Source organism: Candidatus Amarolinea dominans (genome assembly GCF_016704685.1).
Taxonomy (GTDB): Bacteria; Chloroflexota; Anaerolineae; order SSC4; family Amarolineaceae; genus Amarolinea; species Amarolinea dominans.
Genome location: NZ_JADIZS010000021.1, coordinates 59,795 through 74,173, shown reverse-complemented (window position 1 = coordinate 74,173; position 14,379 = coordinate 59,795). Strand labels below are relative to the sequence as shown.

The 14,379-nt window shown below is 62.6% G+C and carries 13 protein-coding genes, 7 tRNA genes and 1 pseudogene; 14 read left to right on the top strand and 7 right to left on the bottom strand.

Going from position 1 to position 14,379, the window contains the following annotated elements; all coding sequences use genetic code 11:
• Positions 1–66: 66 nt before the first annotated feature.
• The 5 genes and pseudogenes from IPF85_RS14975 to IPF85_RS14955 all read left to right on the top strand — a co-directional run bounded on the left by IPF85_RS14975 (position 67) and on the right by IPF85_RS14955 (position 4,085).
• Positions 67–801, top strand: a complete 735-nt coding sequence (locus IPF85_RS14975; RefSeq protein WP_343408877.1) for a Yip1 family protein — start codon at positions 67–69, stop codon at positions 799–801.
• On the top strand, positions 798–1,625 hold the full coding sequence (locus IPF85_RS14970) for a hypothetical protein (protein ID WP_343408876.1): 828 nt from the start codon (positions 798–800) through the stop codon (positions 1,623–1,625). The genes IPF85_RS14975 and IPF85_RS14970 overlap by 4 nt, the downstream gene beginning before the upstream one ends.
• A 95-nt stretch (positions 1,626–1,720) precedes the next feature.
• Positions 1,721–2,038 (top strand): annotated as a pseudogene (locus IPF85_RS14965) (molybdopterin molybdenumtransferase MoeA); the annotation flags it as partial.
• Positions 2,039–2,217: 179 nt separating this feature from the next.
• Positions 2,218–3,000 carry a molybdopterin molybdotransferase MoeA gene (locus IPF85_RS14960; protein ID WP_343408875.1) on the top strand — a complete coding sequence of 261 codons (783 nt, stop codon included), beginning with the start codon at positions 2,218–2,220 and terminating at the stop codon, positions 2,998–3,000.
• Entirely contained in the window at positions 2,997–4,085 is a 1,089-nt protein-coding gene (locus IPF85_RS14955; protein ID WP_343408874.1) for a DHH family phosphoesterase, read from the top strand. Before IPF85_RS14960 ends, IPF85_RS14955 begins: the two co-directional genes overlap by 4 nt.
• Before the next feature lie 159 nt (positions 4,086–4,244).
• On the opposite strand, the gene IPF85_RS14950 is transcribed toward IPF85_RS14955, so the two are convergent.
• The 4 genes from IPF85_RS14950 to IPF85_RS14935 are packed head-to-tail and all read right to left on the bottom strand — an operon-like array spanning position 4,245 to position 7,021.
• On the bottom strand, positions 4,245–5,087 hold the full coding sequence (locus IPF85_RS14950; RefSeq protein WP_343408873.1) for a metal ABC transporter permease: 843 nt from the start codon (positions 5,085–5,087) through the stop codon (positions 4,245–4,247).
• Positions 5,084–5,518 (bottom strand): hypothetical protein, encoded by a 435-nt coding sequence (locus tag IPF85_RS14945; RefSeq protein ID WP_343408872.1) that lies wholly within the window; start codon positions 5,516–5,518, stop codon positions 5,084–5,086. Before IPF85_RS14945 ends, IPF85_RS14950 begins: the two co-directional genes overlap by 4 nt.
• Entirely contained in the window at positions 5,466–6,038 is a 573-nt protein-coding gene (locus tag IPF85_RS14940; RefSeq protein ID WP_343408871.1) for an ATP-binding cassette domain-containing protein, read from the bottom strand. Before IPF85_RS14940 ends, IPF85_RS14945 begins: the two co-directional genes overlap by 53 nt.
• Before the next feature lie 20 nt (positions 6,039–6,058).
• Positions 6,059–7,021 carry a metal ABC transporter substrate-binding protein gene (locus IPF85_RS14935; protein WP_343408870.1) on the bottom strand — a complete coding sequence of 321 codons (963 nt, stop codon included), beginning with the start codon at positions 7,019–7,021 and terminating at the stop codon, positions 6,059–6,061.
• Positions 7,022–7,443: 422 nt separating this feature from the next.
• On the opposite strand from IPF85_RS14935, the gene moaD reads away from it, so the two are divergent.
• The 9 genes from moaD (at position 7,444) to IPF85_RS14890 (ending at position 10,225) form a co-directional block, all read left to right on the top strand.
• Positions 7,444–8,118, top strand: coding sequence for a molybdopterin converting factor subunit 1 (moaD, locus tag IPF85_RS14930; protein ID WP_343408869.1), 675 nt, complete (start codon positions 7,444–7,446; stop codon positions 8,116–8,118).
• A 684-nt stretch (positions 8,119–8,802) separates the two neighbouring features.
• Positions 8,803–8,885 (top strand) — tRNA-Leu (locus tag IPF85_RS14925).
• A gap of 58 nt (positions 8,886–8,943) precedes the next feature.
• Positions 8,944–9,015 (top strand) — tRNA-Ala (locus tag IPF85_RS14920).
• 58 nt (positions 9,016–9,073) lie between these two features.
• Positions 9,074–9,145 (top strand) — tRNA-Gly (locus IPF85_RS14915).
• A gap of 19 nt (positions 9,146–9,164) precedes the next feature.
• Positions 9,165–9,236, top strand: a tRNA-Gly gene (locus tag IPF85_RS14910).
• A 38-nt stretch (positions 9,237–9,274) separates the two neighbouring features.
• Positions 9,275–9,347, top strand: a tRNA-Phe gene (locus IPF85_RS14905).
• 21 nt (positions 9,348–9,368) lie between these two features.
• Positions 9,369–9,439 (top strand) — tRNA-Gln (locus IPF85_RS14900).
• A 93-nt stretch (positions 9,440–9,532) separates the two neighbouring features.
• Positions 9,533–9,605 (top strand) — tRNA-His (locus IPF85_RS14895).
• Positions 9,606–9,718: 113 nt separating this feature from the next.
• Positions 9,719–10,225, top strand: coding sequence for an HNH endonuclease (locus IPF85_RS14890; protein WP_343408868.1), 507 nt, complete (start codon positions 9,719–9,721; stop codon positions 10,223–10,225).
• A gap of 243 nt (positions 10,226–10,468) precedes the next feature.
• Here IPF85_RS14890 and IPF85_RS14885 read toward each other — a convergent pair whose 3' ends face one another.
• Genes IPF85_RS14885 through IPF85_RS14875 form a run of 3 tightly spaced genes read right to left on the bottom strand, consistent with a single transcriptional unit; the run spans position 10,469 to position 14,373 of the window.
• Positions 10,469–11,839: a hypothetical protein gene (locus IPF85_RS14885; RefSeq protein WP_343408867.1), complete on the bottom strand. Its 1,371-nt coding sequence runs from the start codon at positions 11,837–11,839 to the stop codon at positions 10,469–10,471.
• A 56-nt stretch (positions 11,840–11,895) separates the two neighbouring features.
• Positions 11,896–13,752 carry a serine protease gene (locus IPF85_RS14880; RefSeq protein WP_343408866.1) on the bottom strand — a complete coding sequence of 619 codons (1,857 nt, stop codon included), beginning with the start codon at positions 13,750–13,752 and terminating at the stop codon, positions 11,896–11,898.
• Positions 13,753–13,776: 24 nt separating this feature from the next.
• A complete protein-coding gene (locus tag IPF85_RS14875) occupies positions 13,777–14,373 on the bottom strand; it encodes a hypothetical protein (protein WP_343408865.1) in 597 nt (198 codons plus the stop codon).
• Positions 14,374–14,379: the final 6 nt, after the last annotated feature.

The following is a 14,379-nucleotide window of genomic DNA, read 5'->3' as shown; positions in this document are numbered from 1 at the left end:
TCATCTGTAGCCTCACCCGTGTCTCATTTCGATCAGTCGGAATCAACTTGCACAAGGAGGATGTAAATGCCATTCGTTAGACGTGCGTTCCATTGGGCGTGGCGAGCGCTGTTCCTTGAACAGGACGTATACGAGGACATGCGCGACGACGACAATCCGTTCGTCGAGGGATTGTTCATTGTCGTTGTCATCAGTGTCGCCATCGCATTATTCAGCCTGGTCGGCACGGCGCTGGCCAGAGCAGCCACGCCAGACCTGCAAGCCATGAAACAAACCGTGTTGAACGGCTTGCGCAGTATGCCGTGGTTCGATCAGATGCTCCAGGCTGGCGGACAGCAGGCGCTGGACATGTTCAACCAGTTCTATGACCTCGGCTGGCAGATTTTCCCGCGCCTGGCCGGCTACCCCGACATCGGCAATGCCGCGCTCAATCTCGTGCTCCTGCCTGTCACCATGATTCTGCTGTGGCTCCTGTGGGGCGTCGTCGCTCATGTCGTGGCACGGCTGTTGGGCGGCAAGGGCACGCTGAGTCAAACCCTGGGCGCCACAGCGTTGGCCGAAGCGCCGCAGCTCCTGAGCCTGGTCACCGTGATTCCCTTCGTCGTGGTCGGCGGTGTCATCGGCACCTGGCGCATGCTCTGTCGCTACACGGCGCTCAAAACCGTGCATGGCTTGAGTTGGCCGCGTGCTGTCGCGGCCACGCTTCTGCCAGGCATCCTGTTCGGTATTCTCATCGCCGTGCTTGGCTTCATCTTCAGCACACTGCTTATGGGCCTCGTGGCCGGAGGGATAGCACAATGACAACCGATATGAACAGCGCCGTTGACCGCGGCTTTGGTCGTGTCAAGTGGCTCAAGTTGCTGGGCGACATCCTGACGCTCAAGACCGACGCCTTTGTGCGCTTCCGTGATCATGTGGATGGCATGCGCTATGCCATTGGTCTCCTCATCGTCGTCAGCCTGATTGCCGGCAGCCTCAGCTTTCTGTGGCAAGCGGTCCGCAATCCGGCGGCTGACATGCAGAGCGTGCGCGACACCTTCGATCAGGTGCTCGCACAGATGCAGAACGCTGGCGGCATCCCAGCAGGGGGTTTGTCCCTGGTGCGCGAGCAGTTCGAAAGCGTCATGGGCATTGTCGAAGGGATCGTGGGGTTGCCCACTCCACTGCCGCAGCCGATCAGTCATTTCCTGGAGGCCCTGGGCCAATGGTTATCATCGCCGTTTGCGCGACTTGGCGCCTGGCTGAGCTATGGCATCTGGGTTTTGCTCCTGGCGCGGCTGCTGTTGGGCGCCAAAGGCAGTCTGCGCGATTTTCTCGCCACCACGCCGCTCTACAGCGTGCCGCAGTTGTTCACCATCCTGGCGCTGGTACCCTGCTTGGGCAGCCTGCTCGGTATCGTTGCCACCGTCTGGGGCTGGCTCATCTACACCAAGGCGACGGCTGTCAGCCTGGGCTGGGTGCAACAGCGCGTGGGCGCCGACGGCCTGGTCATTGGCGAAGAAACCCAGTGGGGACGCGCGCTCGTCGCCGTTTTCCTGCCGGCGATCTTGCTCTTCGTCCTGATCTTCCTGGCGGCCCTGGTCATCATCATGCTGACCGCCTTGTCCAGCAACGGCGGTCGTTAGCGAATCAGAAACCCGGCGAGAAACCGGGCTTCTGTCAGAAACCGGGTTTCTACGAGAAACCCGGTTTCTGATCGGATCCCCAGCGCGAAAAAATCATGCCTGAACTATTCAACGTGCAGACGCCGGCCGCTGCCTGGCGGCTTTTCCTTCGACATCTCCCGATCCGGATCACGACCGCAACCATCGAAGTGGCCGCGGCGTTGGATCGCGTGCTGGCCGAAACCGTCATTGCGCCGCACGATCTGCCCAGTTTCGCCCGCTCCACGGTGGACGGCTACGCGGTGTTGGCCGCGGACACCTTTGGCGCCTCGGCCAGCCTCCCCGCCTATCTCAGCGTCATCGGTGAAACCGCCATGGGGCAAGCGGCCAGCCTGGCGATTGATTCCGGCGCCTGCACCATCGTACACACCGGCGGCATGATCCCGCCAGGCGCCGACGCGGTCGTGATGGTTGAGCATACCGAGAGGGTGCAGCCTCCACGCGCGCTGGCCGTCGCGGCCGACAACCCATCTTCCATCCGCACTTCCCGCACACCATCGAAGTCCTGCGCCCGCTGGCGCCCGGTCAAAATGTCATTCAGGTCGGCGAAGATGTGCGCCAGGGCGAGATCGTGCTGGCCGCGGGCCGGCGCCTGCGCCCGGCCGACCTGGGCGGACTGCTGGCGGTTGGCATCACGCAGGTCAAGGTGGCGCAACCGCCGCGCGTGGCCATCCTCTCGCAGGGCGATGAAGTGGTGCCGCCCACGCAGACCCCAGGACCTGGTCAGATTCGGGATATCAACAGCTACACCCTGGCCGCGCTGACTCGTCGCGCCGGCGCCGAGCCGATCCTGATGGGCGTTGCGCCCGACCAACTTGGAGCCTTGAGCGCCCTGGCCCGCCAGGCGTTTGCCCAGGCCGATGTGGTCGTCATCTCGGCTGGCAGCTCGGTCAGCGTGCGCGACATGACCGCGGAAGTGATAGCAACCCTGGGACAGCCCGGCATCCTGGTGCATGGCCTCAGCGTGCGCCCCGGCAAGCCCACCATCCTGGCAGTTTGCGACGGCAAGCCGGTTTTTGGACTGCCCGGCAACCCGGTCAGCGCGATGGTGATTTTCGACCTGGTGGTCGCGCCGACCCTGCGCCTGCTGCAGGGCGAAGAAGGACCGCCGCGGCGTATCGTCATGGCGCGCCTGGCCCGCCCCATCGCTTCGGTGACAGGACGCGAGGATTACGTGCCGGTACGCCTGGAGCAGCGAGGCAACGAGCGCTGGGCGGCGCCGGTGTTTGGTAAATCAAACCTCATCTACACGCTGCTGCAGGCCGATGGCACCGTGCGCGTGGCGCTGGACAGCAACGGCATCGGCGAGGCCGAGTGGGTCGAGGTCCTGCAATGACTGAACTGCCGGACACGTTGGAAGCACCACGTTTTATCATGCCGTTCAGCGGGCAGCCGCTGCCCATGTTCGACATGCCACGCGGGCAGCGCCGCCTGCAGCGGCTGCTCGACGCGTGCGACAATAGCCAGCGGCTCGTCATCCTGACCCACAACGACCCCGACCCCGATGCGCTGGCCAGCGCCTGGGCCTTACAGACCGTGCTGAGCGCCCGACTCCACATCACCCCTGGCATCGTCTACGGCGGCATGATCGGCCGCGCAGAAAACCGAGCCCTGGTTGCCAACCTGGAGATGCACCTGACCCAGGTGGACAAGATCAACTGGGATGATGTTGACGCCATTGCCCTGATTGACACCCAGGTTGGCGCTTCCAATCATGTACGGCCAGCGAATTTGCCGGTCGTCGCCGTGTTCGACCATCACCCCTTGCGCCGGGGTAAGCGCCAGGCGCGCTACCGCGATGTACGGCCGTGCTACGGCGCCACCTCTACCATTCTGACCGAGTACCTGGTGGCGGCCGAGATTCGACCCCACAGCCAGTTGGCGACGGCGCTCTTCTACGGCATCAAAACCGACACGCGTGGCCTGGCCCGCGACGCCTGCGATTGTGACGCCTGGGCCTACATGGTGCTCCTCCCCCTGATTGACCCCAAGTTGCTGGCGAAGATCGAGCAGGCACGCGTGCCGCGCAGCTACTTCAAGGCGTTCAATGACACCCTGGCGCGGACCGTGTTGTATGACCGCGTGGCGCTGGCCAGCCTGGGGCCGATGGAGCGCCCAGACATGGCCGCGGAGATGGCCGACATTCTGGCCCGACTGGAGGGCACCGATTGGGTCATTTGTTGGGGGCGCTACCAAAACCAGGTGGTGATGGCGGTACGCACCCAGTTGGCGGAGGCCAATGCGGCGCGCATGGTGCGCCAGGTCGTGGGTGAGATGGGCGGCACGGGCGGCCACGCGCACATGGCCGGCGGGCGCATTCCGTATGGCAATGATCCGGAGCGCGTGGAAGAAGAATTGCGCAAGCGCTTCCTGCGGGAACTCAATGTCGCCACGGCCACCGCGCAGCCGCTCATCACCTGACCCGATCACCTTACACGGCGCTGGCCAGCTACACCTATGATGCGGACGGCAACACGGCGGGCGGACTTTTGCCACGAATTACACGAATTGACACGAAAGCAGAAGTTCGATTCGTGCAAATTAGTGAAATTCGTGGCAGAGAAAACGGGGCGGATGATATTAGGAGCGTCGCCAGAATGACCAGGCGACGCCGCGCTGTGGGGCAAAGAGGAAGATCAGGATGAAGATAATGGTGGCGGTCAGGATGATGGCGGCGCCGGAGGCCACGTTCAGGTAGTAGCTGAGATACAGCCCGGCCAGGCTGGAGAAGGCGCCGATCACAGCCGAGACGATCATCATCATACGCAGGCGCCGAGTCAGCAGGTAGGCCGAGGCGGCCGGCGTAACCAGCATGGCTGCTACCAGTCCCACGCCAACCGTCTGCATCGAAACCACGACCGTGAGCGCCAGCAGGATCAACATGGCATAGCGCAGGAGTTCAGCGGGGAGGCGCAGCGTCGCGGCCAACACCGGGTCGAAGGAGATGACCAGGAAGGGACGATAGAGCACCACCACCGTGCCGAGGATGAGTGCGGTCAGGCCGGCTGTCAGCCAGAGGTCGGCCGGGCTGACACCGAGCACATTGCCGAACAGGATGTGAGTCAGATCCACGGCGTAGGTCTTGATGGAACTGATGAGCATGACGCCCAACGACAGCGCGGCCGCAAACATGATGCCGATCGCCGTATCTTCCTTGATCGTGCCCTGACGCGAGAAAGCGCCGATGCCAAGTGCCACCAGCACCGCAGCCACCAGCGCACCTACGGTCAAGTTACCATCGAGGAGATACGCCACAGCGACGCCAGGCAGAATGGCATGCGCCATGGCATCGCCCAGGAAAGCCATGGAGCGCAAGACCACGTAACAGCCGATCACCGCGCATAGGATGCCCACCATCACCGCAGCCAGCAAGCCCCGCTGCATGAATCCATAGGCCAGCGGCGTCAAGAGCCATTCGATCATCTCAGTTCTCGATTTCGGCGCGGCGCCGCGTTGCCTGACTGGCCGGCAGATTGCCGTGGCGCAGGCGCCGTGGTGGATTTTGGGGGCGCCACCATGACCGTTTCGTCCTCCGGGCAGCAGTGGTCTACCACGGCCACCCCCTCTGGCAACATGAGCACCTGGCCGCCGAAGGCTTCGGCCAGGCGCTGCGTGGTGAACACCTGCGCCGGCGGGCCAAAGGCGATTAGACGCTGGTTGAGGAGCAGCACCATCTCGAAACGGCTGGCGGCCAGGGCCAGGTCGTGCGTGGAAATCAACACCGTCACCTGCTGGGCGCGCAGACGATTGAGCAGAGCCAGGGTAGATTCCTGCGTCGCCATGTCAACGCCGGTGAACGGCTCATCCATGAGCAGGATGTGCGGCTCCTGGGCCAGGGCGTGCCAGGAAGGCACGCTGCTGTTGACCGCCTGAAAGCTCGCCAATGGCACGGCCGGCCAGCGCTGCAATGCCCATCGCGTCCAGGGCACGCGTCACCGCGGCGCGATCGGCGGCGTTGGGGCGGCGCAGCCAGCCCTGACGGCCATAGCGGCCCATCATCACCACGTCGGCCACGGTGACAGGAAAGCGCCAGTCAACCTCTTCGCGCTGCGGCACATAGGCGACGCAGTCCTGATGCACGCCCAGCGGCTGGCCGTGGATCAAGATGCGGCCATTGCGCAGGGGCAGCAGGCCCACCAATGCCTTGAACAGGGTTGACTTGCCCGCCCCGTTTGGCCCCACCACGGCCACCTGCGCGCCGTGGGGCACCTGGAAGGAGAGGTCACGCAAGGCCGGCCGGCCGTCGAAGCCGACCGTGATGCCGTCTACATCCAGGCGTGCCGGTGCGTCAGGGCGGGGTATGGCGGTCTCAAGTGCGGGGGGCATACTCAGGGTATCAATCACGTCGGGCCTCGCTTCTTTCAACGCGGTCATCGGTGGCTATCAAGAGAGTCTTATTTCAATGCTGCCACGATGGTACGCGTATTGTGCTTCATCATCTCGATGTAGGTAGCGCCTTCTCCGCCAGGGGCGCTGAGCGAATGGCTGAGCAGGCCGGTGACGACGCTGGCGCCGGTTTCGGCCGCAACCTGTTCGGCCAGTTGGGGGTTGGCGCCGGTTTCCAGAAAAATGGCGCGCGCGCCCGTTGCCTTGATCTGGTCAACTAACGCGGCCAGTTGCTGCGCCGAAGGTGAGGCCCCACTGCTGACACTGGGAACGATGGCGCCAATGATCTGAAAGCCGTAGCGGTCGGCAAAATAGCCCAGGCTTTCGTGGTTGGTCACCAACTGCCGCTGTGCGATGGGCACCTGGTTGGTTTGCTCACGGATCCAGGCGTCCAGGGCCTGTAACTGGGTCACATACGCGGCCGCGTTGGCGGCATAGAGCAGGGCGCCGTCCGGGTCCACCTGGCTCAGGCCATCGCGGATATTTTCGACGTAGCGCATAACCAGGATGGGGTCGAGCCAGAAATGAGGGTCGCCTTCCTCATGCTCTGGCTCTGCGCTGTCATGGGCTTCTTCGGTTGCGGTTGGCGTGCGCGGGGTCAGGCCGTTAGCGGCTTCGATCACCACGCGCTTGCCATCCGCGTTCTGCAGCAGTTTGTCCAGGAAAGCCTCCAGCCCGACGCCGTTGGTGACCAGCACCGTGCTGGCGCTGACTTTCGCCACGTCGGCGGGCGTCGGCTCGAAGCTGTGCGGGTCCACGCCGAGCGGCATCAGGGTGTCAACCGTCAGACGGTCGCCGGCGACCTGGCGGGTGATGTCGGCCAGGAAGGTCTCCACCACCAGGACGTTGGGAGCCGCCGGCGTAGAGGAGCGAGGAGAAAGCGCCGGGCTGGGGGCACAGGCAGTGAGCAGCAGCAACGCCCACACGAGAATCAGGGGCGTTCGTTTGCTGAAGCCATCAAATTGAGACATAGTGTTCCTTGATCTCATGAAGTTAGAGAAGATGCGGACGAATATGAATCAGCGCAAAAGCACTGTATTCGGCGCTGGGCTCGTACGACTAAGCCCATCGCCTCATCGCTTGACATGGCATTGTCAAGACTGCCTGCTCATTTTGGAGTTGCAGGCAGTTTTCATGTTCTTTAGTCTAATTCATGACTGACCGGCTGTCAAATGATCGGTTTGGCGTGGGTGCATGGCGGTCTGGGGGCAGATCGGGCGACTGCAAGTCGCTGCAACGAGGTCAAAGTCCAGACCGGTGTTATACCGGGTTTGTTGTCGCCAGAAAAATATGCTATACTCCTGGAACTCACGAACGAGAGGTAGACCTAAGGAAACAGGCGCAATTCGTGCCCGCTTGCAGTACACATCCACCAGACGTGAGGAGATTATCCATGATTCATGTACGCGTCAGACTATTTGCCTCGCTGCGCGAGCGGCTTGGCCAGTCCTCCCTGACCCTGGAGTTGAACGAAGGCGCGACCGCGGCGGCTGTCCTGGCGACGCTGGCCGCGGTCGCGCCTTCGTTGGGCGAGACGAGCAATCTGGCCCTGGCTGTCAATCAACGTTATGCCACGGATGCCACACCGCTGGCCGATGGTGACGAGGTCGCGCTGCTGCCGCCTGTCAGCGGCGGTAGCGCCGCGCCGTGCTTCGAAATCACCACGGCGCCGATCTCGCTGGATGAGGTGGCGCAGCGCGTCAACGTGCCCACGCATGGCGCCATTATTCTATTTGCGGGAATCGTGCGCGGAGACTCAGACAGCGGGCAAACAGACTACCTGGAGTATGAGGCCTACACGGATATGGCCGTGGCGTGCTTTCAGCAGATTGCCGATGAGGTGGTTGCGCGCTGGCCGGCCGTGACCGGGGTAGTCATCGTTCACCGCTGTGGGCGCCTGGAGGTGGGTGAGACGAGCGTTGCCATCGCAATTGCTGCTGCGCACCGGCAGGGCGCCTTCGAGGCGTGCAGTTATGCGATCGAACGCCTCAAGGCGATTGCCCCGATCTGGAAGAAGGAAGTCGGCCCTGATGGCACCTACTGGGTGGAGGGGCCGCGGGGCGGTTGAGTAGCCTGCTGCTACGCGGTCCAGCGAGCCAACATGTTGGGGACGCGGGCGGCTGGCGGCGCTGCGGGCGAGACGTCCGCGCTGCCAGCCCGTGACGCTGTCCGGCTCGCTTTTTGACGATGGTTCGGGGGCATGGTATAATTTGGCCCGGCAAGCGCCTTAACAAACAAGAGATTGGTCAACCGTCGCTGGGGTGCGTAAGCGCCTCAGAGGAACTTCCCGACTCCCCCTGCGGTTATCCGCAGAAGGTTGCCCCACGAAACAGCAAGTGGGGGCGCCCGGCCGCAAGCCGGGTGACTACAACCGCAACAGAAAACATTCCCGCCAGTGCCTGGCTTGCGCCGGCACGGGTCAGGGCTGAAACGGTGGGGTAAGAGCCTACCGGCGAGGGCAGCAATGTCCTCGGCCAGGCGAGCGTGCAACCGGGAGCAAGGTGAGTGGGCCAGGCCAGCCGTCAGGCGGCTTGGTCTCATCGCAGCGGTGACGGCGATACCAGGTAACACCTGGCAAGCCAGGAACTGCCACGGAGACACTCTGCATAAGGGTGTTCTCGGTGAGAAAGATGACGGTAAACAGAATCGGGGGTATGTACCACTCTTTTGTTTTGTGAGTGCAGGCACGGTTGATTCCGTTGTCAGGTCAACGGTCTTGTGGCGCCCGTTGCTGCAAGCGGGCGTCAGCCAAGCCGACGTGGCGGAATGGCAGACGCGACAGACTTAGGATCTGTTGCCCTACGGGGTGTGGAGGTTCGAGTCCTCTCGTCGGCACAGCCAGTTTTTGATGATGGTTGCACGCACAAGGCGTGTCCAACGTCTCAAATCAGTCGGGCCCGTGGCCTAGCGGGAAGGCACCTCCTTTGCAAGGAGGGGAGCGTCGGTTCGAATCCGACCGGGTCCACCTTAAAATAGCCGGCGGCTGTGGGCAGCAGACAGGCCAAAGGCTCTTACATGAACATGCGGGCGTGGCTCAGTGGTAGAGCATCTCCTTGCCAAGGAGAGAGTCGTGGGTTCGAATCCCATCGCCCGCTCTGTGATCGTGCATGTTATGCGGGCGTGGCTCAGTGGTAGAGCATCTCCTTGCCAAGGAGAGAGTCGTGGGTTCGAATCCCATCGCCCGCTCTGCGCGATCATCGGCAAGCGTCCGGGCTTGCCGCTCAGCCGAGGTAGCTCAGTTGGTAGAGCACGTCACTGAAAATGACGGAGTCCCCAGTTCAAGTCTGGGTCTCGGCACTCAGTTTACCCATCGTGAGATCGGGGATCGTCTAATGGCAGGACAAGGGACTTTGAATCCCTGTATCGAGGTTCGAGTCCTCGTCCCCGAACCTGCAAGCGCCAGGAACCGGTGAGCCAGGTACATGGCTGGCCTCACCCGTGTCCCGGCTGTCACGATGAACGGTAAGCTTGACGTGTGCATGGTGGCCATAGCTCAATTGGCGGAGCACCTGGTTGTGGCCCAGGAGGCTGTGGGTTCAAGCCCCACTGGTCACCCACCTGAGTGGTTGAAAGCCCAGATTCGTGAAGTTATACGAATCGCGGGCTTTTTTGTTTAGTCATTTTCGTTTCACAGGGGGATGCGAGGGGAGACGAGGCGAGGTGCGACCATGGGTAACGTTCTGGTCCTTAATGCCAGCTATGAACCACTGAGTGTGGTGTCGGTAAGACGCGCCATTGTTCTGTTGCTCAAGGAAAAAGCCGAATTGGTGGAGGCGGCCGAAGCCTATCTGCGCGCCGAACAGCAGGCGTTTCGGGTGCCGCTGGTCATTCGGCTGGTCTGCTACGTGCGCATTCCCATGCATCTGTCACTGCCGCTGTCGCGACGCACCGTCATCTCCCGCGACCACTACACCTGTCAATACTGTGGCTGCCAGTTTGGCCGCAGTGATCTGACGCTCGACCACGTGGTGCCGCGCAGCCGCGGGGGCGCAACGGCCTGGGAAAATGTGGTGGCGGCCTGCCGCGGCTGCAATCAGCGCAAGGGTAATCGCACCCCCGATGAGGCCGGCTACGCGCTACTCTCCGTGCCCAGGCGTCCACGCTACATTGCGCTGACCCTGCTCAACGAGTACAGCCCTGGTCATCATAGCTCCTGGCAGAAGTATTTGTATTGAACGGCAGTCACAGAGGGTTGGCGGACGTGTGTCTCTAAAAGCGAAAGGCTCTCCGGTGAAGGAGAGCCTTTCTTTTTGGCACCGTAGCGTCTACAGGTTACCCCGAGGCGATGCTACGGTGCCGCGTGTACTACGATCACTCATGAAGCATCACCTCCTCGGAATGGGATAGCAGAAGGTTGGGACTGGCTTGGCTGCCAGCGTGCGGACATTATCGCACAGAGTTGACGATCTGTCAAGAAGTCATTTTAGCGCGGGCGCCGGACTGGCTGTCTCCAGGTCGTCGCGGCTGTCGAACCGCTGCACAGTCCACACAAAGGCTGCCAACGAGGGGCTTTGCCGGCGCAGTTGCTGCAACTGCAGCCCGATGGGGTCCACCGCGCCGACGCCGGTGGCATAGCTGCCGTGGAAGGCGAAGTAGGCCTGATTGAGCTTGCGCAGGTTGTAGCCCGCGGCCACAAACCGTTGCCGCCGCGCCTCCATGAAGGCCTCAGCCGCGGCGACGCGTCCGCTGGCCAGCAAGGCATCTACCGCCAGGCGCGTGCTGCGCATCTCAGCCCCAAAATTGAACGGCGCGGGCGTTGGCGCGGCGGGTGGCGTAGACGGCGCGGGTGGCGAGGGGCCAGACGCGGTCGGCGGCTCAGCATAGAAGCGCGCCAGCACCTGCGCGCCGATTTCGTCGCCCGCAATCGAGGCAACCGTTTCATTGATCGTGGTCAGGTCGCCATTGTCGAAGTAATGCCAACCCAACGGATGGAACACCAGGTAGGTATGCATCCACTCGTGCGCTACGGTGCTGAGCACCCAGTCCAGCGGCGCATCATTGAGCACCATCGTCGGCCAGGTGGAGAATCCGCCAATGCCCTCGACCAGTGCAGCCACCTCGCCCTGGCGCTCGACCTCATCTTCCAGACTGCTCCAGGTGGTCAGCGGTGTGTCTGGCTGCAAATAGGCGCCATAGCGGCGGCTGATCTGGTTGCGCGGCGAGACGACCAGATAGAGCGGCGGTTCAGTGAAGCTGAAGCGCACCGGCGGCCACAGCGTGTCGGCGGTCAGCAACTGTTCGGTGCTCAAGACGGCAGCCACCTGCTGCTCGATCGCGGCCTCGGCGATGGGCCGCCAGTAGGCCTGCTGGCGGCGCAGGCTGGCGATTTCCGCGTTGAGCGCCTGCACGTCAGCGCCAGGCGGCTCATTCTGGCTGAGCGCGGCCGTTATCGTGCGCTCCAGGTCGCGGATACGCTGGTTGTTGCTGAAATAGGCGCGCACGAGCGACGCCTGGTCTGCATCGTCCATGCCAGCCAGCGGCGAACGCACGGTGTCGCGCACCTTAGCCATCAGCGTGTCCACTTCCCAGCGCGCCAGGGCAAAGGCGTGCGGCGCGGCGATGCCGTCGGCGACCAGGTCGAACGCCCAATCGCTGCGTACAAAACTGGCCCGTAGGGTGAGCAGGCTGAGGCCGAGGAAAAACAGGGCACGCAGGCGCGCGCCACGTGTGCCTGCCGATTTTCTGTGTTGACGACTCATGATGAAAGAATAAGCACGACCGGCCGCAGGTGTCGGTGTCACCCTGGTGATGCGGCCGGTCGTGCCAGCTAACTTGGGTTGAGGTTGCACAGCATCGGTACAGGCGCCAGGCGCCCGCGTCCGTCTGCGGCTGTGCGTCCGGCTGTTTAGCCCTTGCTCAGGCTAATGTTGATCTCGCGCGGGCTTTCCATGTCCGCAGTGACCTCGATGCCGTCATCTGTCACCGGCCGATAGTTCTTGGCCAGGATCGCCATGCTGTACGTCTGCTCACGCGGCAGCGGCTTGTCGAGTTGATAGTTACCGCTGGTATCCGCTGTTCCTATGGCGTAGATTTTGTCCTGGGCAAAGTCCTTCGACCAATCCGCAATGGTGACACCTGGTTTCAACACAACGAAGATGGCGCCGGCAATCCCGCGCCCGGTATCCGCGTCGGCAATCATGCCGAAGATCTGCACCCCTTCATCGGTGACCACAGGCGCAGTCACACTGCCCTCACCAACGGCGAAGCTGCCGTTTTGCAGCAGGGTATCGCCCAGGTAGAGCTCCAGTTTGTAGGTGCCATCGGGCAGGGCGGACTCGCTGTAGATGCTCACCCACGTGCTGCCTTTGGCGCCCTGGCTCCAACTGTCCGATTCGCGCAGCACTTCCTGGTCATCCAGGTACCAGACGCGTGTCCATTCTGCGCCATCGGGTGTGCCGTTGAAATCCCAGAAGGCGTAGGCTTCCTGGATGCCGCTGGCGAACTGCGTGCCCGGCTTCGCCGGCTTGTTGCTCTTGTCCAAGCCCTGGGCAAAGGTAATGGCGCTCCAGGTGGTGGCGCCGGTGGGAGATGGACTGGCCGCCCCGCCAATGACAAATGAGCCGCGGAACTGCTCTTTGCCATCCACCTGCATGGTCAGGTCATATTTGCCATCGGGCAGCGGCTTGGAGTTGTTCGCCACGCTCAACCAGTCGTCGCCAGAACCGGCGCTCTTCGCCACGATCGTGTCTTCGACAACCTTCTTGCCATCCAGGGACCAGGCATAGACCAACTGCGTGCCCTTGCGGAAGTCGGCAAAGCTGAACGTGGCGTAGACCGCGGTGGCGCCGGAACTAAAGCGGCTGCCAGGGCTGACCGGGGTACCGTTGCGATCAATGGCTGTGGCAAATCTGACGTTGCTGACGCGGGCGCCGGACGCAGGCGGGGCAGTGGTGCCGTTGCCGGAGCCGCCCACATCCTTCAGCGCCGCCTGAATCAGCGGCAGCGCCAGCTTGACCGGTCGAATCAAGCTGATTTTACCAATGTCTTCGCGGTCGGAATAGCCGGCCGTCGGGATGCCGATCATTTCACCGGCGTCGTTGACGGCCAGGCCACCAGAGTTGCCGTGGTTGACTTCGGCATCGGTCTTGAACCATTCGCTTTCGCTGTCCTGATCTTCGTCCAGGAAGCCGGAAATGCGCCCCTGGGTGAAGGTGACGGTGTCGCCGCCGATACCAGGAAAGCCCAACACGCTGACCTCGTCGCCGATCTGGACATCGTCCGAGTTGCCGATCGGCACCACGGTCAGGCCCAGGTTGGCGGGCAGGGCGGCTTTTTCGTTATCCACCAGGCCAACTATTTTGAGAATGGCCACGTCGAGCTTGGGGTCGGACTGCACCACGCGTGCGGTGTAGATCCAGGTGGGCATGCCGCGCAGATTGGTTTGATTGATAGCCAGCGCGGCCACGCGTTGGGAATTGTAGAAGCGGCCCGTCTTGGTGTCGCCCACGACATGGAAATTGGTGACCACATAGCCTTTGTCCGACACGACAGTGCCAGAGCCGGTTGAGTAGCCATTCTTGCCATCCAGGGCCACCGCGACGCGCACCGTTCCCAGTAGGGCACGCTGCAGCTCGTTGCGTCCAACCGCCTGGGCCGTCCGTGGCTGCGTGGCCGTAACCAGGGTGCCAGTCAGCAGGACGACCAGGGCGAGCGCAAGGCGTGACATGATCTTCATCTTCTGCTTCATCTTCTGCTTCGTCATCGTCTGAGTCCTCCGTGTCTCGCGCTAGAACTTCAGCGCCGCCAGCGCCCGTTCGTATGTGGCCAGGTCATCGTTATAGACCGTGGCGTCCGCCTCGTAGCGCAACACATAGAGCTGGCCGTTCACCAGCATCAAGGTGTCTATTGCTTGTACAACAACCGGCAGTTGCGAGCGGCTGCTGCCCCCCACATCGGCCACATACGCGTAGCTGATCTTGACGCCGTCCGTTCCCGCCGCGCTCATCGTTTGCGATGAAAGGTTGCGGAAATGTTCGCGGCTGCTGCTCAGATCCAACGTCCACTGGATGGCCGCGTCGGACAGGGTGTTGTCGGCGGCCAGGGGCGCGCTGATAAGCGCCATGTGTGAGGGGAAGGTGGAGCCAGAGCGTGGATTGGACACGCTGAACAGGTTTTCACCGGTCGTTGTATCGGCAACCCAGTTGGTCGGATAGACGATATTGGCCGCGCCGGGAATGGTGTACGTGCTGGTTTGCGTGGTGATGACCACGCGCAGGACAAGTCCGACCAGCAGCGCGATAAGCGCGGTGATGGCCAGCGCCCAGTCGTTGCGAGCGAATTCGGCTGGCGTTGGCCCAGCCATCATCTTGACATCGGTAGACATGAATGA